Below are 26,821 nucleotides of genomic sequence, written 5' to 3' on the forward strand. Positions count from 1 at the left end.
TCCGGCCCGCCACCGGCGCCGTCGACACCGACCGGGCCCGACTGGTCGACCCCGCCCCGGTCGTCGCGGGCCGGCGTGATCGCCGGCGTGGTCCTGGCCGTCATCGTCGTGGTGGCGGCGGGCGTGCTGGCCGTGGCCCTGGACGGCGCCGGCGAGGAGCGCACCGACACCTTCCCCGACGTCGAGGCCGTGACACTCGACCTCCGCACCGCCGACGTCGAACTGGTCGTCGGCGACGCGGTCACCGTCCACAGCGAGGTGCGAACGGGACGCCTCGGTGGCACGGCCAGCACCGAGGTCGTCGACGGGCGCCTGCGGGTCTCCTACGAGTGCCGGCTCTTCGCGGGCCTGGGGTTCGGGCTGGGCTGCTCGGGCGAGTACCGGATCGTCGTGCCACCCGGCATGGTCGTCGACGGCGCCACGGGCAACGGCGACGTCCGCGTGACCGGCACGAGCGGGCCGGTCACGCTGCGCACCAGCAACGGCCAGGTCCACCTGGCCGAGGCCACCGGCCGGGTCGAGGTCCACACCTCCAACGGGCGGATCGTGGGGACCGACCTGGCCACCTCCCAGCTCGACGCGTCGACCAGCAACGGCAGCGTCGTGCTGGGCTTCGCGGTGGCCCCGGACCGGGTCGGCGTGGACACCTCCAACGGCGCCATCGAGGTGGTCGTGCCCGACGACGGGAGCGCCTTCGCGCTCGACACGGACACGTCCAACGGCGACGTGACGACGTCGGTGCCCACCGATCCGTCGTCGCCACGCCAGATGCGGCTGCACACCTCCAACGGCGACGTGACGGTCCGCGCCCGCTGATCACCCGATGCCCTGCCGGGTCGGACGGGACCGGGGGCGAGGTCAGCCCCCCACGGAGATCGACGTCACGGCCTCGGGGCCGGGCCGCGGGGTCGCCGCGAAGTCCGACAGGAGGAACCACTCGGGCAGGGCCGAGCGCAGTCGCGACGGCCCCTCGACGACCAGGTCGCCACTCCGCGTGGCGTCGGCCCAGCCGATGTCGCCCCGCCAGACCTGCACCATCGTCCGCAATGGGGCGAGGACGCGGACGTGCACCTCGAACCCGGGATCGTGGTCGCAGATGTCGACCTCGTCGGTCACGACCGCCCACCAGTCACGGGCGGCGGGCTCGAGGTCCGGGAAGGTGAACCCGATGACTGTCCGGCCCGGCGGCATCCGATCGACCGCGATGTTGCGTCGCAGGTCCCACATCAACAGGTGCGGGTCGAGGTCCTCCTCCCCCAGCTCACCGATCCAGCGGATGCCCCACTGGCCGAGCGCCTCGACGATCGGGACCAGCTCGCGACCCGCCTGGGTCAGCTGGTAGGTGACCCGGTTGCCGTGCTCCCAGCGCTCCACGACGCCGGCTCGGCCCAGGGTCCGCAGTCGCTTGGACAGCAGGGTGGGCGACATGTTGGGCACGCCCCGTCGGATGTCGTTGAAGTGTTGGCTGCCGGCGATCATCTCCCGGACCACCAACATCGTCCAGCGTTCGTCCAGCAGTTCCATCGCCTTGGCGACGGGGCAGAACTGCCCGTAGCTGCTCGCCATGCGGTCCACCTCCGACCGGGATCGTCGTTCGGCCAGCGGGCGCGCCGGGCACGTCGAGCGGCGCCGGGTCCGTGGGCACGGCGGGGTGCGTCGCCCGAGATCCTCGTCGGCCCACCAGGCACGGTAGGAGTCGGCGGTGGTCCTGCACAGGGGTGGTACAGATCCTGGAGCGGGTGGGTCCAGATCGCGCACTGGCGACCCGACGTCCCCGCCCCGCATCGTGGGTGCACGCACGAGGACCGGACACCGCCGGTCGGACCCACGAACACGGAGATCCTGATGAGCACCACGACCGCACCCACGACCACCACGTCGACCGGCCAGCCCTTCGCCGGTGACGCCGACGCCCGACCGACGCTGGCCGAGCAGGCACCGGTCGTCCTCGGCCACCTGGCGGGCCACGTCGGCCATCGCACCGTCCTGACCGGACTGCGCCACGACCTCCTGGCCACGCTGGCGGACCACCCGGGGGCGACCTCGGACGAGCTCGCCGACCGGCTCGACCTCGACGACTTCTACACGTCGGTGTGGTGCCGTGGCGCGATCGCCACGGGCTTGATCGAGCGGGACGGCGAGGGGCTGCGACTCGCCCCGCACATGGCCAGCCTGTTGCTGGACGAGGACTCGCCCGCCTACGTCGGCGGGGTGTTCGAGGTGTTCGCGCGGCCCGAGGTGTTCGACGCCTTCGACGAACGACTCGCCACCGGGGACCGGACCTGGTGGGACCAGACCAGCGACGAGTGGATCGAGGCGGTGGGCGGGACCGGACGTCCGTTCTACACCCGGTTGGTCCCGGACGGGCTCGCCCACGTGCCCGGCCTGGTGGATCGACTCGAGGACGGGTGCCGCGTACTGGACATGGCCTGCGGGACCGGGGCTGGCGTCCTGCGGCTCGCCGCGACGTGGCCCGACTGCGAGGTCGTGGGGGTGGACGGGGACGCCCGGTCCCTGGAGGTCGCGCGGGGCCGTGCCGAGTCCGCCGGCGTGGGCGACCGGGTCACGTTCGTGCACAGCCCACTGGAGACCTTCACGTCGGACCGTCCGGCCACGCTGGTCGTCAACAACATCTCGATGCACGAGTGCCGCGACATTGACGCCGTCATGTCGCGGGTGGTCGCGGCCCTCGAACCGGGTGGCTGGTTCGTGATCTCGGACCTGCCTTTCCCGACGACCGACGAGGGACTGCGCACGGCGGCCGGACGGATCATGAGCGGCATCCAGTACTACGAGGCCCAGATCGACGACCAGCTCCTCCCGCGGTCGTTCTACGACGAACTGCTGCAACGCCACGGGTTCGTCGACCTGGGCGCGGCCGAGCTGACCCCGGTCCACGCCCTGACCTGGGGCGCCACGCCGGCGGACTGACGCGGTGGGCGCGGGGTCCGACGGCCACGGCGCGTGGTCCGGCGGAACCCCGAGCCGTCCACAGGTGAATCCATCTTCGATGTCTTTCATGCTGTATCGTTCCAGAGGTGGAGTTCGCCGACCCGGAGCGGGGCATGATCGATCCGCCGATCGTCGACTGGGAGGACGTGGCGTTCGACCGTGCGGCAGCGCGGGAGGCCGCCCGGGCCTGCCGACGACTCGCGCGCCTCCTCGACCGGGTCGCCACCTGGCACCACGGCTCGACCTCCGCACTCCTGGACACGTGGCAGGGGAACCTGGCCGTCCTGTTCGCCAACGAGGACCGGATCCTGGTGGAGCACATGGCCGTGGCGGCCGACGACCTCCTGCGGTGTGCATCTGGCCTCGACGAGGCCGCGGAAGCCGCCGGTGAGGAGCAGGCACGTCGCGAACGTGGCCGGGAGGACTGGTGGGCGTGGGATGCGCGACGACACGACGCCCGACGGGTGGCCGGATGAGCGACCACGTCGTCTTCGACCCCGACGCCCTGGCCGGTCACGGCGACGGCGTGGCCGACGCCGTGGACGAGCTGCGTCGTGCGGTCCGTGACGTCGATGGCGCACTCGACGACGCGCAGGCGTCGGGCCACGTCGGTTCCTGGGCCCCGGGGTGGTTCCGGCCGACCGACCACCAGGACCTGCCCCGTCGACTCGGTCAGCTCGGCGCGTTCACGTCCTGGCTGGCCGAGCGCGCGGCCACCCTGGACGTGAACGCCGACGGGCTCGTCCAGGCAACGCCGGGGTGGGCGGACTCGCTGCGCAGCGGACTGCTGTTCGACACCCGCGAGCGCATCACCGCCGGTGCTCAGTTCGGCCGGTGGGCAACGGGACACCTCCACACTCCGCCCACCGAGGTGGTGTGGGGCAGGTGGCTGCTCCTGGCCGACGACCCGACCTTCGCCGCCGCCGCCCTCCTGGCGATCGGCGGTGTGCCGGGGCTCGTCGACGCACTGCTGGCGGCCCACCACCGGCTCGCACCAGGGGTCGCGGGGCCCGACCTGCCCGGTGCCGACCCGGGCCGGATCGGCGACGCCGCTCCCCTGCCCATCGAGCTCGACCGCGTCGTCCGGCTGCTCGGGGGCACGCTGGGCGCGTCCACCCGGTCGGGCGACTGGACGGATCGCGACACGGCCACACTGTCCGGTCTCCTGCGGGCTGCGCCGGGCGACGAGGACTTCGCCCCGGGGAGGGCGGCTGCCGTCGGGATCCTGGCCGGGGCGGGACAGATGGCGCCGCCGGTCCTGGCCAACCTGCTCGCCACGGCGGTCGCGGTCGAGCAGTCCGACGGCGGCATGGCGGCCTGGGCCCGTCGTGCGGCGGGGGCCGACACGGCACCGTGGCCACGGGCCCTGCGCGACCGGGACGGACAGGTCGCCACCGACGTGACCTCGTCACTGCTGGCCGCGGCCGACACGCCCGACCAGGCGCTGGCCCTGTTCCGGGTCGGCCCGACCGTGCCGGGCCCACTCGGCGCACCGGGACGCGTGGACGCCACCCTGTCCCACCTCCTGCTCGACCACGCCTTCGACGAGGTCGGCTGGGACCGGCTCTCCGCGGTGCTGACGACGGCGGTGACGGCCAACCGGGGACGTGGCGACACGGGACTGGCCGCGGCCGGGGTGGCAGCCCAGGCGACGACCCTGGCAGCGACCCGCATCCGTCGGACCGGCGCCCTGCCCGCTCCGCTGCGCCCGGGCATGACGGCGCTGCTGGACGACACCATGCACGCGGTCGTCCCGACGATGGCCGGCGTGGACCCGGCCGACTGGGTCGCGCAGACGCCCGATCCGTGGACCTACCGCGATGCCGGCGTGCATCCGGGCGGCCTGCCCGTGCAGCCACGCCTGGCCGCCGCCGACGTGGAGGTGGTCGTCGAACGGCTGGGGTCGGACCTCGAGGCGATCGAACGGCTGACCCGTTCGGCGATGGCCACGTTGCCGGTGTTCACCGGCGCGGCCGGTGCGACCGGTGACGTCGAGACCATGGCCACGACCGCCGCACCCGTCGGTCGGGCCGTCGGTGTGATCCTCGGTGCCGGGCACGCGGGGGTGGTCGTCGACCATCGCGCGGCCGAGCGGCACCGCACGGGGCTGTCGAACGTGGGAGCGGTCCTCGGCCTCCTGCCGGTCCCCGCCGTCTCCGCCGCCGGTGTCGCGATGCAGCAGGTGGCGCAGCACGACCTCATCGTGCACGAGTCAGCCGTCCCCGAGGACTACGCCGGACGGTCCACGGAGCTGGCCGAGCGGCTCCGCCTCGGCCTGCTCGACCACATGCTCGTGGAGGGGGTGTTCCGCGTCGTGCCGGACGCGGCCGTGCGCCGCGACGCCGACGGTCTCGTGGTCGGGTTCCGTCACGGCAGCGGGGCGTTCGCCAGCTGGCCGGTCCACGACCCGGCCGCGGCCGACGCCATGGTGTCTGCCCAGGTGGTCGCACACGCCGTGGTGACGAACGGCCCGCCCGCGGCGGCGGACGACTGAGGGCGACGCCTGGGCGTGCACCGACGGTGCGCGATCGAGGAGGTGTGGACGTCGCCGGGCTACGACGCCTGGTCGGCCACGTCGTCGCAGGTGTCGGACCACACCCCCAGCTCGGCGTCGCGGGCGGACTGTTGCGCCGCGGTGAACTCCTCGACGTGGGCGACGTTGGGTGGATGGGTCGACACGACCGCCAGCCCCGCCGCCACCAGGTCCTCGTTGACGAACAGGTCGTCGTCGGCCCGGTGGAGGTAGACCAGCGGACGGCCGTACCGGTCGAGCTCCTCGACGTCGGTCGTCACCCGGACCCGGGAGCCGGGCGGCACCAGCTCGGCCAGGCGGTCCGTCGCGGCCTGCGCCAGGCACTCCGGACCCTCCGGGGCCGACAGTTCCGGCGTGTCGATCCCGATCAGTCGAGCCCGCTCGTCGAGACCGTCCAGCCACAGCGTGTCGCCGTCGACGATCCGCTCGACCGTCGTCACCCGGCCGGTGGCCGAGCGGTCCTCGGTGGGCGCGGGCGATGCCGGGCTGTCGGCGTCGTCGGCTCCCGTCTGCGGCGCCGTCGTCTCCGCTGGCGGGGTCGTCTCCGGGTCCAGGGGCGCGAACAGCACGTCGGTCTCGCCGAACATCTCGTCGTCGAGGTCGGCCGGCGCGAGCGATGCCAGCAGCGCGGCCACCGCCAGCAACCACGGGACGCCGACCACCGCCGCCAGCACGACCGCGGCCCACTGCACCGCCTGCGGGGTGCCGGGCTGGTTGCGAGCCCGGCTCGCGAGGATGAACGGCCACCCGACGAGCCACAGGACCACCCGCACCGCCAGGGGCCAGGTGACGAACCGGGGCCACAGTGGCGTGGGCTCGTCGCGTGACCGCCCGGGTGGCCCCGGACGCTGGTCGCTCGACATCTACTCCCCCTGGCCGGTCACCGCGTGGACCGCACAGGGTGCCACCTCGACCGCGCGGCCCGCGGTGCGTGCTGCAATGTGGACGCCGACGCGTCGAGTGTGCGGATCCGGGCCGTCCGTGGCCGCGATCGGCACACTCGACGTTGTTTGGCGAGGGCGACACGGTCCTGGAGAAGAGCCAACCCCGGAGAAAAGCCAACCCCGGAGAAAAGCCAACCCCCGGCTCGACGTGACGGGGCGGCGTCGGTCGGGTGCCGGGGGTTGGTGATGCCAACGCTACGCACCGCCCCGTGGCCCACGTGGGCGGCCCCGGTCCTCGATCTCCGGGACCGGGGTCACACCGTCGAACGGATCGCCGACCCGGTGGTTGCGGGACCCCACCGAACGCCCGAAACCCGGGTCCCACGATCTGCTACGGGCCGGTTCCCGGATCCGGTCGCGCGGCCCGCTCGAGCTGCGCTCCCATCAGCCGGTGGACCAGTTCGACGGCCTGCAGCGGCCGCAGCATCACCGTGAACTCGTCGATGCGTCCGTCGTCGTCGAAGTGGACCAGGTCGACCCCGTTGACGTGCGTTCCGTCCAGTTCGACGACGAACTCCAGGGCGACGTCGTGGGCACCCCGGATGTCGCGGACGTAACGGAAGTCACCGGAGAGGAGGACGTCGAAGGCCGCCCGCAGATAGCCCGCGGTCACCGCACGTCCCTCCTGTGGCGTGTGCACGACCGGTGACCGGAACACGACGTCGTCGGCGAGCAGGTCGTCGAGTCCCGACGGGTCCCGGTGCTCCACGAGGTCGTGCCAACGATCGATCGGGTGCCGATCGGCCTCCATGCCTGGTCTCCCACGGTCCTGCCCGGCCGATGCCGGGTCCTGGAGGAGCAGTCTGGTCGCTGGTCGCGCATGCTGCCAGTGGTCGTCGGCCGCGGTCCCGGCCCCCGTTGCTGGAGCCGGTGGGCGCCCGAGCGTCGGGCCGGTCAGGCCGCCGTGACGGACACGGGCACGGCGGTCAGCGCGGCCGTGCCCGACAACGGGTCCAGGGTCGTCGACGACATCAGCAGGTTGACGTTGGCGCCGGGGCGGTCGCCGGCGACGTCCAGCTCGATCCCGTCCAGGTCGTGGCCGAACCCGTGTGGCAGCGAGACCACGCCGGGGCGGATGTCGTCGGTCACCTCGACCGGCACGGTCACGGCACCGTCGTCGGTCGACACGAGCGCGTGCCCGCCGTCCGACAACCCCCAGGCGATCGCGTCGTCGGGGTGGACCTGCAGCGTGCAGAGGTCCCTGGTCCCACGCAGGTGGGGCAGGTTGTGCATCCACGAGTTGTTCGTGCGGAGGTGGCGGCGCCCGACGAGCAGCGGACCATCGGACTGGGCGTCGCGCAGGGCCACCAGCCGCGCGACGTCCGCCATGATGGCGGCCGGTGCGAGCTCCACCCGCCCCGACGCCGTGGTCAGGACGTCGGGGATCCGAGGCTCGAGCGCGCCGAGGTCGATCCCGGACGGAGCCGCCTCCACCGCGGCCATGCTCAACCCGTCCGGCGCGTCGCCGAACCCGTCGCCGTACGGACCCGAGCGGAGCATCAGGTCGAGCAGACGCTCGGGACCTCGGCGTGGGGCGACTGCCGCCAGCAGGTCCTCGGCGGTCCGCTCGCCGGTGCGTGCGGCCGGCCGCGACGCCAACTGGCTCGCCAGCCGGTGGGCGACCAGGTCGTCGGCATCGGCCGCGGGGACGTCGGGGCCGGCGCCCTGCGCGATCGCGGCCAGCCGCAGCAGGATGTCCTCCTCGGCCATCGCGTCGTCCGGCAACGGCAGCGGCGCCCGCGTGTAGACCGCGGCGTCCCGGATCGCCAGCGCGGCGAAGGCGAGGTCGTAGTGGGCCCGGTACCGGCTGGCCGGTGGTGGCAGGATCACGTCGGCACGCCGCGAGGTCGCGGTGACGTACGGGTCGACCGCGACCATGAAGTCCAGCTCGGCCAGGGCAGCGTCCAGGGCGCCGCCGTCGGGCGTCGACAGCACCGGATTGCCGGCCACGCACACGAAGGCCCGGACCTGGCCTTCCCCCGGCGTGGTCATCTCCTCGGCCAGCGCGGCGGCGGGAAGCTCACCCAGAACCTCGGGATGGCCGGACACCCGTGACCTCCACCGTCCGAACCTCGTCGGCGGACGCCCGGTGCGGTCCTCGTGGGCCGGGTTGGGGAACATCGCGCCACCCGCCCGGTCGAGGTTGCCGGTCAGGACGTTGCAGACGTCGACCAGCCACGACGCCAGCGTGCCGACGGTGGTCGTGGTCGTGCCGATGCGTCCGTACACCACGGCCCGGTCCGCCTTCGCCACCGCCCGGGCGAGGTCGCGGACCACGTCGGCGTCGACCCCGCAGGCCGGCGCGACGACGTCGGCGTCGAACCCGGCCAGCGCGTGGTCCACCTCCTCGACCCCGTCGACGTGGTCGGCCAGGTCACCCAGGTCGACCAGGCCCTCGTCGAACAGCGTGCGCACCATCCCGGCCAGCAGCAGGGCATCGGTGCCGGGGCGGATCGCGACGTGCTGGTCGGCCTTGGCGGCCGTGCGCGACCGCCGGGGGTCGATCACCATCAGCTGCCCGCCGCGGGCCTGCAGGTCGCGGATGCGACGGCCGACGTCCGGGACGGTCCACAGGCTCCCGTTGGACATCAGCGGGTTCGCACCGAACGCGACCAGCAGGTCGGTCCGGTCGATGTCGGGCACCGGGATCGCGAGCGGATCGCCGAACAGCTCGGCGCAGGACCGGTGCTTGGGCATCTGGTCGACGGTGCTGGCGGTCGCGACGTTGCGCGTGCCGAGGGCCTGGCGCAGGACCCGTCCGTAGAGCTGTCCGGCCAGCGTGTGCACGTTCGGGTTGCCCTGGTAGAGCGCGACGGCATCGCGGCCGTGGGTGTCGAGGATCGGGCGGAGGTGTGCGTCGACGTGGGCGAACGCCTCGTCCCAGGTCACGTCGCGCCAGGTGTCGCCGTCGCGGATCCGTGGCGTGGTGAGCCGGTCGGGGTCGTGGTCGAGCTCGCGCAGTGCCGCACCCTTCGGGCAGACGTAGCCGCGCGACAGGACGTGGTCGTCGTCCCCGCGGACCCCGACGATCGTGTCGCCGTCGAGCTCGAGCACCAGCCCGCAGGTGGCCTCGCACAGTGGACAGATCCGTCGCGCCGTCGTCGTCACGTCCACTCCCGGTCCCGTGCGCCCAGCCTAGGTCGCCCCGTCGCGGCCCTCATGGCGGGGGGTGTCGTCGACCTGCTCGGCGAGCCAGGTCCGGTAGCCGTCCAGCGCCGTCGGCAACGTCGGGAACACGCGATCCCGGCCCAGCTCGGCGAGGAACCCGGCCCGGTCCAGCTGGACGGCGAGGTCCTGCTTGACCCGGGCGAGTGCCAGCACGATCCCCCGGTCGACGAGCTGGAGGCGCAGGGCCTTGAGCCCGTCGACGGCGGTGCTGTCGACCTCCACGTTCGCCTCGACGTTGAGCACCAGCCAGCGGACGGGCCCGTCGACGGCCTCGACCTGGTCGATCGCCGCGATGGCGCGCCGGCGGAAGTCCGCCGCGTTGGCGAAGAAGAGCGGGGAGTCGTAGCGGTACACGACCAGCCCCGGCAGCGTCTCGGCCTCGGGGTAGTCGTCGACGTCGTGCATCCCGGCCAGGCCCGGCACCAGTCCCTGGATTGCGTCGTGCGGCCGCGCCACCCGGACCAGCAACTCGGCGACCGACAGGACGACGGCCACGACCACGCCGACGAGGATGTCGAGCACCAGCACGGACACCGTGGTGGCCAGCGCCAGCAGCACCTCTGCGCGTCGGAACCGGGCCAGCCGCACGAACGCCTGCCGGTCGATCAACCGCCAGGCGGCGTGGACGACAAGGGCCCCCAGCGCGGCGAGCGGGAACGTCGCGAGCACGGGGCGGAACAGGAACAGGGTGGCGACCACCGCGGCCAGGGCGACCACCGAGTACAGCTGGGTCCGGCTGCCGGCGTCGTCGCCCAGGGCGGTCCGCGACCCGCTCGAGCTGATCGGCATTCCCTGGGTGAGCGCCACGCCGAGGTTGGACACCCCCAGGGCGGCCAACTCACGGTTGGCGTCGACCTCCTCGCGCCGTCGGACCGCGAACGAGCGGGCAGTCAGGACGTTGTCCGTGTACCCGACCATCATCAGCCCCAGTGCGGGCCAGACCAGCATGCCGACGTCGGTGGTCGACACGTCGGGCACCCGGGGCAGGGGCAGGCCGGACGGGATCTGGCCGACGACGTCCAGCCGATCGGCCCACCCGGCGGCGGCGACCAGCGCCGATGCCCCGAGCACGACCAACAGTGACCCGGGGGCACGCGGCCACCAGCGTGAAATCCCGGCCAGCAGCGCAAGCACGGCCAGCGACAGTCCGGTGGTCACGGGATCGATCGTGTCCATGGCCCCCACGAACGACACGAGCCGATCGAGCACGGACCCGCCGGTGACGTCCGCGCCGGTCAGGGTGCCGAGTTGGCTGACGATCATCGTGATCGCCACGCCCGACATGTAGCCCACCAGCACGGGATGGGACAGCAGGTCGGCGATGACACCGAAGCGCATCACCCAGGCGACCAGGCACCACAGGCCCATGAGCCCGGCGAGCAACGCCGCCAGCGCGACGGCCCGCGTCGGGTCGCCCCGGGCGAGCGGGCCGATCGCGACCGCGGTCATCAACGCGGTCGTGGATTCCGGCCCGACCGACAGCTGACGCGACGACCCCAGCACGGCGTAGATGGCGAGCGGGACCAGCAGCGCGTACAGCCCCGAGGCGACCGGAAGCCCGGCCAGTTCGGCGTAGGCCATGACCTGGGGCACGGCATAGGCGGCGACCGTGATCCCGGCGACGACGTCGCCGCGAAGCCAGGTCCGGTCGTCATCGCGCATGGAGGGGGCCGGCGTGCCCATCCGGGGCTCCTCGCGGTTCGCGCCGAGCGCAGGTCGAGCCGGGGCGGAGGCAGGTGCGGTCCGCCGGGTTCCCACGATAGGTCGTCGCCGGGCCACGACAGCGGCCCGAGGACCATGGTGTGTCGGGACCTTCTGCCCTGACGTTCCATCGCGCGACCCCGTCCACTGGTCCACGTCGGCCGTGCAGGGAGGAGTCGCCAATGGTCCGCTGCGTCCCGACTCTGACCTTCCTGGGTGCGGCCGGCACGGTCACCGGCAGCAAGTTCCTGCTGGAGTTCGACGGCCACCGGGTCCTGGTGGACTGCGGACTCTTCCAGGGGCTCAAGCACCTGCGCCGGCGGAACTGGCAGCCCCTTCCCGGCCACGTCGCCGACCTCGACGCCGTGGTGCTCAGCCACGGCCACCTCGACCACTGCGGCCACCTCCCGCGGCTGTACCGGCAGGGCTTCCGTGGGCCGGTGCACGCCAGCCCGGGAACCATCGACCTGGCCGGCATCGTCCTGCCCGACTCGGGCCACCTCCAGGAGGAGCAGGCCACCCACGCCAACCGCCATGGCTGGTCCAGGCACGACCCCGCCCTGGCCCTGTACACCGAGCAGGACGCACGCAACGCCCTCGAGCTGTTCGTGCCGTTGCCGCACAACGTGCGCCGCGAGGTCGCGCCCGGGATCGTCGTCGAACTCGCACGGGCCGGCCACATCCTCGGCTCGAGCATCGTCCGGGTCCAGCTCGGTGGGACGTCCGTCACGTTCAGTGGCGACCTCGGGCGTCCGACCCATCCCCTGCTGCGGGCGCCCGAACCCGTCGGCGACACCGACTGGCTGGTCGTGGAGTCCACCTACGGCGACCGCACCCACGACGACGCCGGCGCGGTCGAGGCCCTGCGTGACGTCATCACCCGGACGATCGACCGTGGCGGCACGGTCGTCATCCCGGCGTTCGCGGTCGACCGCACCGAGGTGCTGCTGCACCACCTGGGTCGGCTGCACGATCGCGGGGAGCTCCCGGACGCGCCGATCTACGTGGACAGCCCGATGGCCCTGGCCGCCCTGCGGGTGTACCGCGACGCCATCGCGGCCCGGTCGGAGGAGTTCCGCCCCTCCGTCCTGGCCGATCCGACCCCGTTCCTGGACGAGCGGGTCACCGAGGTGCTCGACCCGGAGGGCTCGAAGGCGATCACCCGGTCGCGGGAGCCCAAGGTCGTCGTGTCGGCGTCGGGCATGGCGACCGGCGGGCGGGTCGTCCACCACCTGGCCGCGTTCCTCCCCGACCCGGCCAGCAGCGTGGTGCTGGTCGGCTTCCAGCCCCAGGGGACCCGTGGTCGGTCCCTGCTGGACGGCTCGACCGAGCTGAAGATGATGGGACGCTACGTCCGCGTCCGCGCCGAGGTGGTCGACGTCGCGGCGTTCTCGGTGCATGCCGACGCCGACGAACTCATGGACTGGGTCGCCACGTCGTCGCGGGCACCGCGCGGGGTGTTCGTCGTGCATGGCGAGGCCGATGCGGCGACGGCACTGCACGACCGCATCGAGGAGGAGCTGGACTGGACGGCGGTCGTCGCCCGCGACGACGAACGCGTCCTGCTGGGCTGACCGCGGACGGCGTTCCGGCTGCCGGCGGGCAGGCGGGCCACTGCGGCGCTCAGGTGTCGAGCAGGACCGGCGGGCGGTCGAGGTCGACGGCCAGGTTCGGGAAGCGGGCGTCGGTGATCGCGAACTCGAGGAACTCGCCAGCGGCCTGGCCGCGGGTGCCGTGGTCCCACCCGACCCGCCCGGCCGTCGGGATCGTGACCCCGTCGAAGGTGGCGTGGTCGGTGAACGTGCCCCCGAAGACGTGCCACCCGAAGACCCCCGTTTCGGGGTCGCCCCAGCGGTCGAGCTCCAGCTCGCGCAGCCGTCCGGTGTCGTCGACCGTCACCACGACGTGAACCTCGTGGCCCTCGATGGTCAGGACGACCACCGCGCGCCGATCGTCCAGCCCCAGCCAGGTCGCCCCCAGCGCCGGGAGCAGTCCCTGGGGCGCCCACGCCACGGTCTCGGCGGCCATGCGCCCGATCGTGCTCAGGTCCACGTCGGGACCCACCGCGTGGGCAACGGGCACCCGCCCCCACAGCCAGAAGTCCAGCCCCGCGCGGCCACGCCACAGCAGGTCGGAACCAGAGACGGTCAGGGGCCGGGGCCCGACGCGGGCCGCCCACACCATCCCGCGACCGACGTGCAGCACCTGGCGGGCCGTGAACGACATCCAGGCCCGGAGTCGGATCCGGCCTTCCATCGCGAGCACCACGATCGGCGACAGCGCCACCCCCGGTTCCAGGGCGAACTCGAGCAGCCGTCGAGCGGGCGCCGGCAGGTCGGCCACGTCGGCCGGGTCGAAGCGGCCCACCGCCGGTGTCAGCGTGGTCAGCTCGTGCCAGGCCTGCCACGTCGTCACGTCGTGCCCGTGCATCTCGACCTCCGGTGCCAGCGCGGTTCGAAGACTGTGCCCAGCATGGACGCCCGGACGTGCCGGGACAGGTGCCGAGAGTCCCCACCTCGGAAGGACCATCGCGCCCTGTCCGGGGCCTTCGTCGCCGCCGTGCTGGCGTTCCACCCGCGTCCTGCACGGGTCCAACGCCACACCGGCCCCTTGTCCCTGCCATGCTGGCGTTCCCCCCGGACCACGTGCGGGTCGAACGTCATCGGAACGGCTCCGTCGGCGTAGGCTCCGGGAACAGCGACCGTTCCGGATCGGCCGCCTGTTCACGGGGGCCGCCATGGCCGGCGACACGGGAAACCACGCGCCGGCCGACGACGGTGTCGTCGTGGTCACCGATCGCCTGGTGGTCCGGGCCTTCCGCGCCGACGACCTGCCGGAGGTCGTCGCACTGCACGCCGACCCCGAGGTCATGCACCACATCACCAACGGCGTGGCCGAGGACCCCGACGAGGTGGCCGCGTGGCTCGACCACTGGGTGGAGGTTGCGCACCGCGATCTCGACACCGGCTGCTGGGCGGCCGTCGACCGGTCGTCGGGACGCTTCGTCGGCTGGTTCCACCTGTTCCGCGACGACCCGCCGGCCACGGACACGCTCGAACTGGGTTACCGGCTGCGCCGCGACGCCTGGGGTCTTGGTCTGGCCGCCGAGGGCTCCCGAGCGTTGGTCGACCGCGCGTTCGCCACCACCGACGCCGCCCGGGTCCGCGCCGAGACGATGGTGGTCCACACCGCCTCGCGGCGGGTCATGGAGAAGGTCGGCATGCACCTGGTCCGGGTCTTCGACGCCGACTGGCCGGTGCGGATCCCCGGTGACGAGCACGGCGACGTGGAGTACGCCATCGACCGGGCCGACGGGAACACCGGGCCCGTCACGTGACGGCCGCTGGCCTCACCGCCCGTGGTCGCCCTCGGCGCCTGCGATCCCCGGGAAGGTGGTCGTGGCGACCGTCTCGGCCACGACGCGACCCCGGCTGACCACCCACCGCGGGGCCTCGTGGTGCCGCAACACGTCGAGCACGCGCTCGTGCTGGTGCACGACGAGGTTGGCGGGTCGCCCCTCGGCAAGGACGTGGCCGGAGATCCCGAGCACGTCGGCTGCCCGGGTCGTGACCAGGTCGAGCAAGCGCTCCTGCTGCGGCCCGGAGAGCCAGCCCAGTGCGTGGGCGCACAGGAAGGCGATCTCCAGCATGCTGTGACGGCCGAACGGGTAGTAGGCGTCGGAGATGTCGTCCTGGCCGAGCGCGACCGGGACGTCCAGCGAGTCGAACAGGTCGACGGGGAGGTGCAGCGGCCCAGTCTGGGGATCCGACACGAAGGCCAGCCCGGCTTTCCCGGCCAGTCCCGCGAGCTGCAGTTGCGATGGCCGTTCGTAGGTGCCGACCGCGCGGGCGTGGCAGGCCACGCCGAGTCCCACCAGGTCGTGGTCGAGCATGCCCACGGCCAACATCTCGGTGGTGCGCAACGCCGGGTCGCCGGCGTCGTCGGTCAGCATCGCGACCCGCCGGCCGGTGCGGGCGGCAAGTTCGCAGGCCCAGTCGACGTGGCGCTGCTGGTCCCGGACCGAGTGCTCGATCCACGGGATGCCCCCGACCACGTCCGCGCCGAGCTCGATCGCCTGCTCGCCCAGCTCGGCCGCACCGGGGTCGCGCACGACGCCGTCCTGCGGGAAGGCGACGACCTGGACGTCCAGGACGTCGGCAAACTCGGCGACGGCGTCGAGCACGCCGTGCAGCCCCTCCAGGCCACCGGTCGTGTCGACGTCGACGAACGCCTGGAGGTGGAGGGTGCCGTGGCGGACCGCCTCGACCAGGGCACGGCGGACGTTGGGCGTGATCCACGCACGGTCGTAGTCCTCCTTGACCGTGCGGGCCACCTCGATGGCGGTCATGGCGGACCCCATCGAGCCAGCGGTGTAGGCACCGAGTGCGCCGTCGCCCACGCGGTCCAGCGAATGGACCTTGTCGAGGTGCATGTGCCCGTTGACGAACGACTCGGTGACCAGCCGCCCGTCCGCCTCCAGCACCGCCGCACCGTCGACGGCCCCGACGTCGACCACCCCCGCGTCGGCGATCGCGGTCACGCGTCCCTCGTCCACCACGAGGTCGACCACGCGCCCGTCGCGCAGTCGTGCTGCCCGGACGACCAGTGCTGCCATGCTGCCTCCGCTCATGGATGGCGCGAACCTACTGACTCCAGGTTGCGACATCCTCCAGAGCGCGTACGCGCCCGCGGACGACCGCGCGTCGAGCCGACCGGCGGTCTAGGGTCCATTCCATGTTCTGGCAGGTGACGATCGACGCGAACGAACCGGCCCGGCTCGCCCGGTTCTGGTCGGCAGCCCTGGGCTACGAGCCCCGGGTCCCGACCGAACCGTCCACGCCCTGGTGGGACCACTACCGGGGCCGGCTCGGCGAGGCCGACGCGTTCACCGACCGAATCTTCGACCCCGACGGTCGTCGACCGCCGATCTGGTTCCAGCAGGTCCCGGAGTCCAAGGCCGGCAAGAACCGGGTCCACCTCGACCTGTACCCCACCGAGCGCGACGACCGCCTGTCCCAGGAACGCCGGGTCGAAGTGGTCGACGCGACGGTCGAGGAACTGGTCGCACTCGGGGCGACCGTCGTCCGTCGCGACCGCGACGACGACCCGGACGACCCGTTCTACTACGTCGTGATGCAGGACCCGGAGGGCAACGAGTTCTGCGTCAGCTGACCGGCTGCCATGCGTCCGATGAGTCGACGACCCGTGCAACGTCCACCTCGGCAGACCCGTGAGCCAACCTCCTGAGGAGAACACGATGCTGTGGAGCCTGGAAGTCGTCGTCCTGCCGGTGAGCGACATCGAACGCTCGATCGCCTTCTACCGCGACCAGGTCGGGTTCCACCTCGACCACGACACGGTGACCGAGCACATGCACGTCTGCCAGCTCACCCCACCCGGCTCGGGCTGCTCGATCGTGCTCGGCGACCTGCCGGCCCACCAGGACATGGAGCCCGGGTCACTGCGCGGCCTGCAGTTGGTCGTGTCCGATGCCCAGCAGGCCCACGACGAGCTGGCGGGGCGGGGCGTGGAGGTGGACGACATCCAGGTCATCGACCCACGGGACGGCGGCACGTTCTTCGGGTTCGCCGACCCCGACGGCAACACCTGGGCCGTCCAGGAGATGAAGGTCCGCGCGGACCAGCCCCTGCTGGGCAACGCTGCCCCCGGGACATCCGCCGACGACTGAGCCACCGTGACGTGAGGAGCGGTCGTGGGACTGCTGGACAGGTTCCGTCGTCGACCGGACGAGTCGTCCGGTCACCACGACGAGGACGCGTTCGACGCCGCGACACTCGAGGCCGCGGTCGCGGACCTGTGGCAGCCGTGCGTCCTGCTGCGCCCGACCGGCGAGGCGCCGTCACGCGCGTCGGGATCCCACGTCGGCGGGCACCCGTGGATGCCGCCCGGCTCGGCCTGGCCGACCGACCCCGCAGGCCGGCCGCTGGTGTTCGTCGGACAGTTCGACCTCGGCGACCTCCCCAGGCTCCCGGACTTCCCCGACACGGGCCTCCTCCAGTGGTTCGTGCGGGCCGACGACACCCACGGCCTGACGTTCGACGACCAGGCCGGACGCGTGGGGTTCGCCGTCCGGTGGTTCTCCGAGACGTCCGGCGACTCCTCGGCCGCCCCGTCCGATCCGGTGCCGGACCGGACCGACCCCGACGCCGGCTGGGACCTGTTCCCCATGGAGGTCGGCGCGGACGGGCCGATCGCCGTGGCAGGCGTCGCGGCTCGCTGCCTGCCACGCTTCGTCGCGGTCCCCGACGATCGGCATCCGCTCCTGCGTCGGTACGCGACCCAGCTGGGCGAGGACCCGGACGACCTCGACTTCGTCTGGGAGGAGTACGTGGCCGGGCCGTCCAGCCCACTGGACGTCGGGCGCGGCTCGATGCTGGGCGGCGCCGCGGCGTTCACGCAGTTCGATCCCCGTGGCACGGGGGCCTACGCCGCCGCGGACGATCCGGCCGGTCGACAGCTCGTCCAGCTCGACGCCGACGAGTTCGGTGGCTGGGGCGACCTCGGCATCGCGCACCTGTTCGGTGACCCAGGGGCCCTGGCCCACGGCGACACCTCGTCCATCACCTACCACTGGGACTGCTCGTAGCGGTCGACCCCGCCGACCCGCCCGAGCCGATCCCGCCGACCACGTCCCGGTCAGTCGACGCGGCGCCAGGACTGGCGCACGATCCCGGAGTCGAAGACGTGCTGGTCGGCCAGTCGCAGGCGGAACGGCACCCGCTCGGGCCAGAACCGGCGGCCGCCACCGACCACGACCGGGAACACCACCGGCGCGAACTCGTCGACGAGGTCGACCAGCGAGGCGGCGAGGTCCGCTCCCCCGACGTGCAACGGGCCGTCGACCTCGTCGAGCAGCCGGACGACCGTGGCACGGGCGTCGGCACGACGCACCAGGGTCACGCCGTCGGGGGCCTCGGCCACGGTGTCGGAGAAGACCCAGCGTGGAGTCTCGACGTAGGCCCGGGCGAAGTCGGCGGCGATGGCCGGCACGTCGTCGCGCGTGGCGATGTCGGTCCAGTACGGCTCCATCATCTCGTGGAGCCGCCGGCCGTACAGGAGGCCAGCCGACGCACGCGTCTCGGCGTTGGCCGCCGCGTGGACGTCGTCAGGTGGCGAGGAGAAGTCGATCGAGCCCTCGGCGTCGGCGATGAAGCCGTCCAGCGACACGTGCATCGAGTAGACGAGCCGGCCCATCCCAACCTCCACGTCTCTGCGCGGTCCGCGTCGATCGAGCGCGGACCACCTCGACGCGACGATAGGCGCGCGAGGGGTGGCCCGCGCGGGCCAGGCCGGGTCCGACGGGGCCACGTCGACCCATCTTCTGACGTCTCACCCCGCTTGACTTTCCCCCCTACAACCATATGGTTGTAGATATGCAGATTGCTCCCCCGGACTACGACCGCATCTTCGGTGCACTGGCAGACGCCACCCGCCGGGACATCGTCCGTCGCGCCGTCGACGGCCAGGAGGGCATCAGCGAACTGGCAGCCCACTACCCCATGAGCTTCGCCGCCGTGCAGAAGCACGTCGCGATCCTCACCGACGCCGGGCTCGTCACCAAGCAACGCCAGGGTCGCCGCAAGGTGGTCCGCACCAACCGCGAGGGGCTGCGCGTCGCGCGTCGCCTGCTCGACCGCTACCAGGAGCAGTGGACCGCGCGGGTCGACCGCATGTCCGCCCTCCTGGCCGAAGACCCCCACGAGGAGCCCCCGACATGACCGTCACCGCCGTCCACAAGGACCTCGACGCCCTGACCATGCGCGTCGAGGCCGAGTTCCCCGCGCCGCCCGAACGCGTCTGGCAGCTGTGGGCCGACCCACGCCAGCTCGAGCGCTGGTGGGGACCGCCCACCTACCCGGCCACGATGACCACCCACGACCTGCGACCCGGTGGACGGGTCGACTACCACATGACCGGACCCGAGGGCGACCAGTTCCACGCCTACTGGGACGTCGAGGAGGTCGACGCGCCCACCCACCTGGTCGTGTACGACGGGTTCGCCCACGACGACGGACGGCCCAACGACGACTTCCCCCGCAACCGGATGCACCTGGCCATCACCGCGGTCGACGACGACCGGACCCGGATGACCATCGTCACCGACTTCCCCGACCTGGCGTCCATGGAGCAGGTCCTGGCCATGGGCATGGAGGAAGGCCTCACCGCAGCGATCGGCCAGATCGACGACCTCCTCGCCGAGGACGTCGCGGCGCCCACCGGCGCCTGACCCCACCGCCACGGCGGAACCCCCACACACGGACGAGACCACGATGAGCGACACCACCACCAACGATCCGCAGGCCGGGACCACCAGCCACGAACTGGACGTGCCCGGCGCGACCCTGGCGTGGGACCTGCGCCCGGGAACCGACCCGGACGCACCGATCCTCCTGATGACCGGTCACCCCATGGGCGCGGGCGGGTTCGGGACCCAGGCGTCCCACTTCACCGACCGGACCGTCATCACCCACGACCCGCGCGGGGTGGAACGCAGCACCGCCGAGCCCTCGGACCTGCCGCTGGTCGAGCGGTGCGTGGCCGACCTGCACGCCCTGCTGGGCGCCGTGCGCGACCAGGTCGGCGACCGACCGGTGGACGTCTTCGCCAGCAGTGGCGGGGCCGTCAACGCGCTCGCCCTGGTGGCGGCCCACCCCGACGACGTCCGCACCCTGGTGGCCCACGAACCACCGACCCTGGGCGTCCTCGACGACGCCGACGCCGCCAACGCCGCCTGGGCCGCCGTCCACGACACCTACATGGCCCGGGGCTGGGGCCACGGGATGGCCCACTTCATCGCACTGACCAGCCAGGAGGGCGAGTTCCCCGACGACTGGTCCGACGAGCCCGTCCCCGATCCGGAGATGTTCGGGATGCCGACCGCCGACGACGGTTCGCGGGGCGACCCGCTGCTGTCCCAGGACGAGACCGGGATCCCCAGCCATGAGCTGGACCTCGACGCCGTCGCGGCCGCGCCCACCCGGGTCGTCATCGCGGTCGGGGCCGAGACCGGCGACACGATGACCGGGCGCACGAGTCGGGCGGTCGCCGCCCGGCTGGGCACCGAGGCGGTCGAGTTCCCGGGTGGCCACGGTGGGTTCCTCGGTGGCGAGTACGGCCAGATGGGCGAACCCGATGCGTTCGCCGCGGCCCTGCGTGCCGCACTCGACGCCACGGCCTGACCCGGCTCACTCGCTCCGCGCCGTCGATCGGTCCCTCGGATCAGTCGACGGCGCGGAGTCGCGCGTGGGCCTGGAGGAGGGCGGCCACGGTCCGGTCGACGTCGTCGGTGTCGGTCGCCCAGTGGCTGACCGAGATCCGCACGGCCGGTCCCCCGCCCCACGCCGCATGGGTCGGGTAGGCCACACCGTCGGCCTGGACGGCCGCCAGCACTGCCGGGGTGTGGGTCGTGGCCTCGCCCGCGTCGTCGACGAAGCGCACGAGGACCTGGTTGAGCTCGACCTCGTTGAGGACCTCCACGCCGTCCTGGGCATCCAGCAGGCGGGCACAGCGGACAGCCATGTGGTGCGTGCGCTCGACGACCTCCACGACCCCGGCCCGGCCGAGCGACGCCAGCGTCGCCCACACCGGCACGCCCCGCGCGCGGCGGCTCATCTCCGGTGCCCAGTCCCCCGGGTTGGCCATGGCCTCGTCGATGACGAGGTAGTCGCCCGCCATCGAGAAGGCCCGGCGGTGCGCGGCCGCGTGCCGGGTGATCGCGATCCCGCAGTCGTAGGGCGTGTTGAGCCACTTGTGGGCATCGGTGGACCACGAGTCCGCCCGTTCGACGCCGGCGAACGACGGCCGCAGCCTCGGCGACGCCATCGCCCACAGCCCGACCGCCCCGTCGACGTGCAGCCACACCCCACCCGGCGGATGGTGCTCACGGACGTCGTCGAGGACGTCGGCGATCGCGTCGAAGTGGTCGATGCCCCCCGTGTGGACGTCGCCCGCCTGCACGGTGACGATCAACGGGCCCGGCGCACCGGCCACCGCCGTCGCGAGCGCGTCGGGGTCGATCCGTGCGTTCGCGTCCGTGTTCACGCGCACGAGGCGATCCTGGCCGAGGCCGAGGATCCGCAGCGCCTTGCCGACGGCCGTGTGGGTGTGGTCACTGCCGATCACCCGCACGGCCGGCCCCCCGACGAGGCCACGTGACTCGACGTCCCAGCCGTGGGCCTGCAGCACCGCATCGCGGGCCGCAGCCAGGCACACCAGGTTGGCCATCGTCCCGCCGGTCACGAACCCGACACTCGCGTCCTCGTCGAACCCCAGCAGTTCGCGGATCCAGCGGGCCGCGACGTGCTCGATGGCCGTGGTCGTCGGGGTCGGCGTGGCCATCCCGGCGTTCTGGTCCCACGTGGACACCAGCCAGTCGGCGGCCAGCCCCGCGGGGGTGACCCCGCCCATCACCCAGCCGTGGAACCGGGGCGAGTTGATCGCCAGCAGTCCCGGCTCGGCCCGGGCGACGAGGTCGGCCACCACCGTCGAGGCGGCGGACGGACCGCTGGGCAGCGGTCGGTCGAACGCGGCCAGTTGTTCCGCCAGGTCGGCGTCGGGCCGGATCGGCCGGTCACCCACCCCGTCGAGCCAGCGTCGTGCTGCCGTCGCAGCGAGGTCCAGCGGTCCCTGCCAGTCCGGTCGTTGCATGTCCCCACCTTTGGCCGCCGTCGACTCTACGCGTCATGAAGCCACGTTCGGTGGAGGAGGCTCGATCGATGCCTCATCGACCCCGGAGCGGCCAATCCCTCACCCTCATGTCGAGGGTGAGATCCCTGCACGGGACCCATCGATTGGTTCGTGAACGGATGAACGTCACGGAGTGACGGCACGTAGCGTGTGCCGACGGAACCTCTCACTCACGGAGACGTCCATGTGGCTGTTCGACGGTCTGCCGCTGCACCCGCTGGTGGTGCACGCCCCGGTGGTGCTGATCCCGCTGGTCGCGACCGGCCTGGTGGCCTGGGTGGTGTGGCCATCGACGCGAAAGTGGCTTGGGCCGGTCCTGGCGGCGCTGGCGGTCGGCGCCGCCGCGACGGCCGTCCTGGCCACGCTGACCGGTGAGCAGTTGGCCGAGGTCCTGCAACGCGGCGACGCGGTCGAGGTCCACGAGGAGCGTGGCGAACTGACCCGGCTGGTCGCGATCGTCATGGCGCTGGGCGTCGTGGGGCTGGCAGCGGTGGACCGCTGGGCGACGGAGTCGTGGGCGGCCACGTCGCGCCTGCCGGGCATCGTGGTCACGGTGGTCGCACTGGCGGCGACCGTCGGCGTCGGGCTGACCGGTCACTCCGGTGCGACCCTGGCCTGGGAGGACAAGATCGACGCGGCGCTGGGCGCGGACGGCGACGACGCGACCGCCGCCCCGGCACCGACGACCCCGGTGCCGTCGGTCGCGGCCACCCCTCCCCCGACCTCGCCGGGGCCCGACCCCGCACCAACGCCCGGTTCCGTCGCCGTCGAGGAACTGGTCGACGTGGTGCTGGGCGAGTGGACGATCGTGATGAGCGTCGACGAGGCACCACCGGGACCGACCAGGTTCCGGATCCGCAACGCCGGCACCCACACCCACGCCTTCCGGATCCGCACACCCGGCAGCGGCGGCGACCGCCAGGAGTGGCGCTCGGACCCGATCGCTCCGGGCGAACAGGTCGAGGTCGAGTGGGACCTCCCGACCGGCGACCTGGAGGTCGACTGCCCGGTCGAGGACGAGGCCGGGGAGCACGACGCCCTGGGCATGGAGGCGGTGCTGACCGTGCGCGAGGGCGCGCCGCCGGTGACGTCGGCCGCTCCCCCGCCGTCGGGCAGCGACGACCGGGCCACGGCCGCCCCGGACCCCGGCACGACTCCGGGTCCGGCCGAGCCGGCGCCGGACCGATCGGCGGGCGCGGTCACGATCGACATCAGCGCGTTCGCCTTCGTCCCGCCCGAGGTCACGGTGCCGGTGGGCACCGAGGTCACCTGGGCCAACCAGGACCCGACCGCCCACACCGCCACGGGCGACGACTTCGACACCGGCACGGTGGCGGGCGGCGCGAGCGCCTCGACCACCTTCGACACGCCGGGCGAGTTCGCCTACGTCTGCACGATCCACCCGTCCATGGAGGGCCTTGTCGTCGTGACCGGCTGAGCGTGACCCGGGCAGGGCCGAGGGTCCGGGAGCTTGCGGGACCATCTCCGATCGCAGCCGGTCCCGGAACGGGTTCCATGGCACCACGCCCACTTCCTGGAGGTGTGACCGTGGACACCGCGGGCTGGCGCACCGGACCCGTGGCGATCACCGGCGCGTCCGGACAGGTCGGACGTGCGCTGCAGCAGCGGCTGGCCGACCTGCCGAACCCGGTGATCCCGCTCGAGCGCGACTGGCACCCGGACGACCTCGCCGCGGCCGAGGTGGTCGTCCACCTCGCCGGGACGCTGCTCCCCCAGCACCCCGACACGTATCGCTCGTCGAACCTCGACACGGCGACACGGCTGGCAGCGGCCCTGCCCGACACCGACGTCCGCCGGGTGGTGTTCCTGAGCTTCCTCGGCGCCGACCCGTCCGCCGAGAACCCCTACCTGGCGTACAAGGGACGGGCTGAGCGCGAACTGGCCGCGACCGGGATCCCCACCACCGTCGTGCGGTCGAGTCACGTCTACGGCCCACCGGAAGCACCGGGTCCGACCGCCTCGGCCCTGCTGACGGTCGACGACCGCCCCGTGCGCGTGCTCGGGAACGGGGCCCAGCTGGTGAGCCCGGTCGCGCTGGTCGACGTGGTCGAGGTCCTGGCCCACGTCGCCCTGGACCCGACGGCGCCGACCGGCACCTTCGACCTCGTGGGACCCGACACCTTCACGCTCGACACGTTCGTCCGCGAGCTCAACGACGGCGACGCCACGATCCGCCACCTGCCCCGCTGGCTGGCCCGCGTGATGGCATCCGTCGTGCCGTCCCTGCCGCGACCACTGGTCGACGTCATGGTCGACGACGCCGTGTCGGCCGACGCCGGGGTGCTGGCCGCCCACCTCGGGCTCGAACTGCACGACTTCGACACCGTGTGGCACCCCGGCCGTGCCGCCCGTCGCCTGCCCATCCCCGCCTGACTCCCGACCCCGAGAGGTGACGCCGGATGGACACCGTGACCGTGGCGGACGAACGGACCGAGTCGGTCGGTGACCGAGCGCTCGTCGTCGAGACCCGCGGCCTGGCCAAGCGCTTCGGCGACGTCGAGGCCGTCCGGTCGGTCGACCTCGCCGTGCCGGCCCACTCGATCTTCGGCTTCCTGGGACCCAACGGGGCCGGCAAGACCACGACCCTGCGGATGCTCGTCGGACTGTTGACGCCCTCGGCCGGCACCGGCCGGGTGCTGGGCGCCGACCTGGCCGGCGACGGGCTGGCCCTGCGCCGACGGATCGGCTACCTCCCCCAGCAGCCACGGTTCTACCCCGACCTGACCGCACGCGAGACCCTGCAGTTCACCGCCGGGTTCTTCTTCCGTCCCGGGCCCGGCGTGGACCGGCGCATCGACGACCTGGTCGAGCTGGTGGGGTTGCAGGACCGGGCCGAGCGCCCGGTCGGGGCCTTCTCCGGCGGGGAGCGCCAGCGCCTCGGCCTGGCCCAGGCCCAGCTGCACGGTCCGGAGCTGCTGATCCTCGACGAGCCCGCCGCCGGGCTGGACCCGCTGGGCCGTCGGGACGTGCTGGACCTGATGGAACGCCTGCGGGACCGGACGACGGTGCTGTACTCGACCCACATCCTCGACGACGTCCAGCGCGTGTCCGACACCGTGGCGATCGTGTCGCACGGGACCATGGTGGCGCAGGCACCCATCGACCAGTTGCTGGCCGGCACCGAGGGGGCGGTCTACCGCCTGTCGACGCGGGGCCCGACCGCCGCGATCCGTGACCGGTTGGCGCGACTGTCCTGGGTGCGCGACGTGCAGGTCCACGGGGACCCGCACGCGGCCGACTGGGCCGTCGCCGTCGACGACGAGACAGCGGCCGACCACCACCTGCTGCGCATCGTGCTGGAGGATCCGGCCCTGTCGGTCACCGACTTCGGGCGACGAACCTTCGAGCTCGAGGACGTGTTCCTGCGGATCGTGGAGGAGGCGACGTCATGACCAGCCCGAGCCAGACACTCGACGCAGGCCTGTCACCCGGCGCGGGGTTGCGTACTCGGCCGGACCGTGGTCGGGGCACCGGCTTCACGACGATGGTGCGCCACGAGGGCCGGCTGTGGTGGGGGCGGCGCTGGTTGGTCCAGGCGGTGCTGTGGACCGTGCTGCTGGACGGGTTGCTGCTGGCCCTGCTGTGGATCGCCGAGCAGGCCGGGTCCTCCGGCATGCGCCTGGAGCAGCCCGCCGTCGGCGTGGCGGAGGTGTTCCCGCAGTACCTCGGGGTCGCGGTGCTGCTGTCGACCATCGGCGTGGTCGTGCTGTCACAGTCGGTGATGCTCGACGAGCGACGGGACGGGACCCTCGAGTGGGTCCTGTCCAAGCCCGTGTCGCGCACGGCCATCGTGCTGGCGAAGTTCACGGCGCACGTGCTCCCGATCCTGCTGGTGGTCGTGGTGGTCCCGTGGGCCGGGGTCTACGGCGTGCTGTCGTGGGCGTCCGGCGCGGCATGGCCGCTCGGCGAGTTCGCGGTCGTGGTTGCCCTGGTGGGCCTGTTGCTGGGGTTCACCGTGGCACTGACCCTGCTGCTGGGTACGTGGACGACCAGTCGTGGCCTGGTCATCGGGGTGCCGATCGCGGCGGGGATGGTCTACGACGGTGCGCATGCCCTGGTCCGCGACCTGGCCGGCCAGCTGCCCTTCCCGTGGGAGCTCACGACCTCGGCCACCGCGGTCGCGGCCGGCGCGGGCCTGGTGTCGGTCGTCCCGGTCGTCGCCACCGTGGGCTGGATCGTCGCGGTCGTGGCCGCCACCGCATGGCGCTTCGAGCGCGAGGAGGTCGGCTAGGGGCGAGGTTCCTGCGCGGCATGGCCCGCTCGGGCCTTGTCGCGCCGCCGCGCCTACGCCACGATCGAGGGTGCGAACCTGTCCCGACGCACCACGGAGGAGGAATCACCATGGTCACCCACGACATCGAAGGATCCGAGTCCAGCGGCACCCGCGACGAGACGACGACGTCGCGGTCGCGGCTGATGGAGCGCGGCGACCGCGGCGGCACGGTCCGGCCATTCGCACCGGCGCTGGACGTGCGCGAGACCGAGGACGCCTTCACCCTCCACGTCGAGCTGGCCGGGGTGTCCCCGGACGACGTGGAGATCACCCTCGAGGAGAACGTCCTGGCGATCCGGGGCGAACGCTCCACGGGCGCGGAGATCGAGGACGGCACGTTCCGCCGGATCGAGCGCCACGTGGGCCGGTTCCAGCGCGCCGTCCGCCTCCCGGCACGACTCGACGGTGAGCACGTGTCGGCGCGCTTCGCCGACGGGGTCCTGACGATCACCATCCCGAAGTCCCAGGAGTCGCGCCCCCGACGGGTCCCGGTCGTGGCGTCCTGACGGCTCCCGCCACGGG

General features: G+C 72.9%; 26 protein-coding genes. 17 read left to right on the forward strand and 9 right to left on the reverse strand.

The features are described from left to right. On the forward strand, window positions 1-816 hold an 816-nt coding region (locus KR546_RS05935; RefSeq protein WP_238443786.1), incomplete at its 5' end, for a DUF4097 family beta strand repeat-containing protein. 42 nt (window positions 817-858) lie between these two features. Here KR546_RS05935 and KR546_RS05940 read toward each other — a convergent pair. Further along, a complete protein-coding gene (locus KR546_RS05940; RefSeq protein WP_238443787.1) occupies window positions 859-1,566 on the reverse strand; it encodes a winged helix-turn-helix transcriptional regulator in 708 nt (235 codons plus the stop codon). Between the two features lie 279 nt (window positions 1,567-1,845). Here KR546_RS05940 and KR546_RS05945 point away from each other — a divergent pair, with 279 nt between their 5' ends. The 3 genes from KR546_RS05945 (at window position 1,846) to KR546_RS05955 (ending at window position 5,446) form a co-directional block, all read left to right on the forward strand. Beyond that, complete coding sequence (locus KR546_RS05945; RefSeq protein ID WP_238443788.1) at window positions 1,846-2,931, forward strand: methyltransferase domain-containing protein; 1,086 nt, start codon at window positions 1,846-1,848, stop codon at window positions 2,929-2,931. 134 nt (window positions 2,932-3,065) lie between these two features. Then, window positions 3,066-3,428, forward strand: a complete 363-nt coding sequence (locus KR546_RS05950; RefSeq protein ID WP_238443789.1) for a hypothetical protein — start codon at window positions 3,066-3,068, stop codon at window positions 3,426-3,428. After that, window positions 3,425-5,446, forward strand: coding sequence for a hypothetical protein (locus KR546_RS05955; RefSeq protein ID WP_238443790.1), 2,022 nt, complete (start codon window positions 3,425-3,427; stop codon window positions 5,444-5,446). The genes KR546_RS05950 and KR546_RS05955 overlap by 4 nt, the downstream gene beginning before the upstream one ends. Window positions 5,447-5,505: 59 nt before the next feature. Here the strand turns inward: KR546_RS05955 and KR546_RS05960 are convergent, their stop codons facing one another. The 4 genes from KR546_RS05960 to KR546_RS05975 all read right to left on the reverse strand — a co-directional run bounded on the left by KR546_RS05960 (window position 5,506) and on the right by KR546_RS05975 (window position 11,280). After that, window positions 5,506-6,348: a thermonuclease family protein gene (locus KR546_RS05960; RefSeq protein ID WP_238443791.1), complete on the reverse strand. Its 843-nt coding sequence runs from the start codon at window positions 6,346-6,348 to the stop codon at window positions 5,506-5,508. A gap of 412 nt (window positions 6,349-6,760) precedes the next feature. Further along, on the reverse strand, window positions 6,761-7,180 hold the full coding sequence (locus KR546_RS05965) for a nuclear transport factor 2 family protein (protein WP_238443792.1): 420 nt from the start codon (window positions 7,178-7,180) through the stop codon (window positions 6,761-6,763). A 143-nt stretch (window positions 7,181-7,323) separates the two neighbouring features. Beyond that, a complete protein-coding gene (locus KR546_RS19585) occupies window positions 7,324-9,537 on the reverse strand; it encodes a molybdopterin-dependent oxidoreductase (RefSeq protein WP_238443793.1) in 2,214 nt (737 codons plus the stop codon). A gap of 27 nt (window positions 9,538-9,564) precedes the next feature. Continuing rightward, window positions 9,565-11,280, reverse strand: coding sequence for a SulP family inorganic anion transporter (locus KR546_RS05975; RefSeq protein ID WP_238443794.1), 1,716 nt, complete (start codon window positions 11,278-11,280; stop codon window positions 9,565-9,567). 200 nt (window positions 11,281-11,480) lie between these two features. Here KR546_RS05975 and KR546_RS05980 point away from each other — a divergent pair, with 200 nt between their 5' ends. Next, window positions 11,481-12,872 carry an MBL fold metallo-hydrolase RNA specificity domain-containing protein gene (locus tag KR546_RS05980; RefSeq protein ID WP_238443795.1) on the forward strand — a complete coding sequence of 464 codons (1,392 nt, stop codon included), beginning with the start codon at window positions 11,481-11,483 and terminating at the stop codon, window positions 12,870-12,872. A 49-nt stretch (window positions 12,873-12,921) separates the two neighbouring features. On the opposite strand, the gene KR546_RS05985 is transcribed toward KR546_RS05980, so the two are convergent. Next, complete coding sequence (locus KR546_RS05985; protein WP_238443914.1) at window positions 12,922-13,728, reverse strand: DUF6544 family protein; 807 nt, start codon at window positions 13,726-13,728, stop codon at window positions 12,922-12,924. A gap of 307 nt (window positions 13,729-14,035) precedes the next feature. On the opposite strand from KR546_RS05985, the gene KR546_RS05990 reads away from it, so the two are divergent. Further along, the gene (locus tag KR546_RS05990; RefSeq protein ID WP_238443796.1) at window positions 14,036-14,635 is read left to right on the forward strand and encodes a GNAT family N-acetyltransferase; all 600 of its coding nucleotides are present in this window, start codon (window positions 14,036-14,038) and stop codon (window positions 14,633-14,635) included. Between the two features lie 12 nt (window positions 14,636-14,647). On the opposite strand, the gene KR546_RS05995 is transcribed toward KR546_RS05990, so the two are convergent. Continuing rightward, on the reverse strand, window positions 14,648-15,913 hold the full coding sequence (locus KR546_RS05995; RefSeq protein ID WP_238443797.1) for an amidohydrolase family protein: 1,266 nt from the start codon (window positions 15,911-15,913) through the stop codon (window positions 14,648-14,650). Between the two features lie 119 nt (window positions 15,914-16,032). Here KR546_RS05995 and KR546_RS06000 point away from each other — a divergent pair, with 119 nt between their 5' ends. The 3 genes from KR546_RS06000 (at window position 16,033) to KR546_RS06010 (ending at window position 17,905) form a co-directional block, all read left to right on the forward strand. Continuing rightward, window positions 16,033-16,470, forward strand: a complete 438-nt coding sequence (locus tag KR546_RS06000; protein ID WP_238443798.1) for a VOC family protein — start codon at window positions 16,033-16,035, stop codon at window positions 16,468-16,470. Window positions 16,471-16,555: 85 nt separating this feature from the next. After that, window positions 16,556-16,987: a VOC family protein gene (locus KR546_RS06005; RefSeq protein ID WP_238443799.1), complete on the forward strand. Its 432-nt coding sequence runs from the start codon at window positions 16,556-16,558 to the stop codon at window positions 16,985-16,987. 24 nt (window positions 16,988-17,011) lie between these two features. Continuing rightward, entirely contained in the window at window positions 17,012-17,905 is an 894-nt protein-coding gene (locus KR546_RS06010; protein WP_238443800.1) for a YwqG family protein, read from the forward strand. Window positions 17,906-17,955: 50 nt separating this feature from the next. Here KR546_RS06010 and KR546_RS06015 read toward each other — a convergent pair whose 3' ends face one another. Beyond that, complete coding sequence (locus tag KR546_RS06015) at window positions 17,956-18,513, reverse strand: dihydrofolate reductase family protein (RefSeq protein WP_238443801.1); 558 nt, start codon at window positions 18,511-18,513, stop codon at window positions 17,956-17,958. A gap of 167 nt (window positions 18,514-18,680) precedes the next feature. Here KR546_RS06015 and KR546_RS06020 point away from each other — a divergent pair, with 167 nt between their 5' ends. The 3 genes from KR546_RS06020 to KR546_RS06030 are packed head-to-tail and all read left to right on the forward strand — an operon-like array spanning window position 18,681 to window position 20,498. Continuing rightward, window positions 18,681-19,037, forward strand: a complete 357-nt coding sequence (locus KR546_RS06020) for an ArsR/SmtB family transcription factor (RefSeq protein ID WP_238443802.1) — start codon at window positions 18,681-18,683, stop codon at window positions 19,035-19,037. Next, window positions 19,034-19,546 (forward strand): SRPBCC family protein, encoded by a 513-nt coding sequence (locus KR546_RS06025; RefSeq protein WP_238443803.1) that lies wholly within the window; start codon window positions 19,034-19,036, stop codon window positions 19,544-19,546. The genes KR546_RS06020 and KR546_RS06025 overlap by 4 nt, the downstream gene beginning before the upstream one ends. A gap of 43 nt (window positions 19,547-19,589) precedes the next feature. Continuing rightward, a complete protein-coding gene (locus KR546_RS06030) occupies window positions 19,590-20,498 on the forward strand; it encodes an alpha/beta fold hydrolase (RefSeq protein ID WP_238443804.1) in 909 nt (302 codons plus the stop codon). A 40-nt stretch (window positions 20,499-20,538) separates the two neighbouring features. Here KR546_RS06030 and KR546_RS06035 read toward each other — a convergent pair whose 3' ends face one another. Beyond that, window positions 20,539-21,966 (reverse strand): pyridoxal phosphate-dependent decarboxylase family protein, encoded by a 1,428-nt coding sequence (locus KR546_RS06035; RefSeq protein ID WP_238443805.1) that lies wholly within the window; start codon window positions 21,964-21,966, stop codon window positions 20,539-20,541. A 223-nt stretch (window positions 21,967-22,189) separates the two neighbouring features. Between KR546_RS06035 and KR546_RS06040 the strand changes: the two genes are divergently transcribed. The 5 genes from KR546_RS06040 (at window position 22,190) to KR546_RS06060 (ending at window position 26,805) form a co-directional block, all read left to right on the forward strand. Continuing rightward, on the forward strand, window positions 22,190-23,443 hold the full coding sequence (locus tag KR546_RS06040; RefSeq protein WP_238443806.1) for a DUF2231 domain-containing protein: 1,254 nt from the start codon (window positions 22,190-22,192) through the stop codon (window positions 23,441-23,443). Between the two features lie 110 nt (window positions 23,444-23,553). Next, window positions 23,554-24,399: an NAD-dependent epimerase/dehydratase family protein gene (locus KR546_RS06045; RefSeq protein ID WP_238443807.1), complete on the forward strand. Its 846-nt coding sequence runs from the start codon at window positions 23,554-23,556 to the stop codon at window positions 24,397-24,399. 26 nt (window positions 24,400-24,425) lie between these two features. After that, the gene (locus tag KR546_RS06050) at window positions 24,426-25,418 is read left to right on the forward strand and encodes an ABC transporter ATP-binding protein (RefSeq protein WP_238443808.1); all 993 of its coding nucleotides are present in this window, start codon (window positions 24,426-24,428) and stop codon (window positions 25,416-25,418) included. Further along, the gene (locus KR546_RS06055; RefSeq protein WP_238443809.1) at window positions 25,415-26,257 is read left to right on the forward strand and encodes an ABC transporter permease subunit; all 843 of its coding nucleotides are present in this window, start codon (window positions 25,415-25,417) and stop codon (window positions 26,255-26,257) included. The genes KR546_RS06050 and KR546_RS06055 overlap by 4 nt, the downstream gene beginning before the upstream one ends. 110 nt (window positions 26,258-26,367) lie before the next feature. After that, window positions 26,368-26,805 (forward strand): Hsp20/alpha crystallin family protein, encoded by a 438-nt coding sequence (locus KR546_RS06060; RefSeq protein WP_238443810.1) that lies wholly within the window; start codon window positions 26,368-26,370, stop codon window positions 26,803-26,805. The last annotated feature ends 16 nt before the right edge of the window (window positions 26,806-26,821 follow it).

The organism is Salsipaludibacter albus (assembly GCF_019798055.1).
Taxonomy (GTDB): Bacteria; Actinomycetota; Nitriliruptoria; order Nitriliruptorales; family Nitriliruptoraceae; genus Salsipaludibacter; species Salsipaludibacter albus.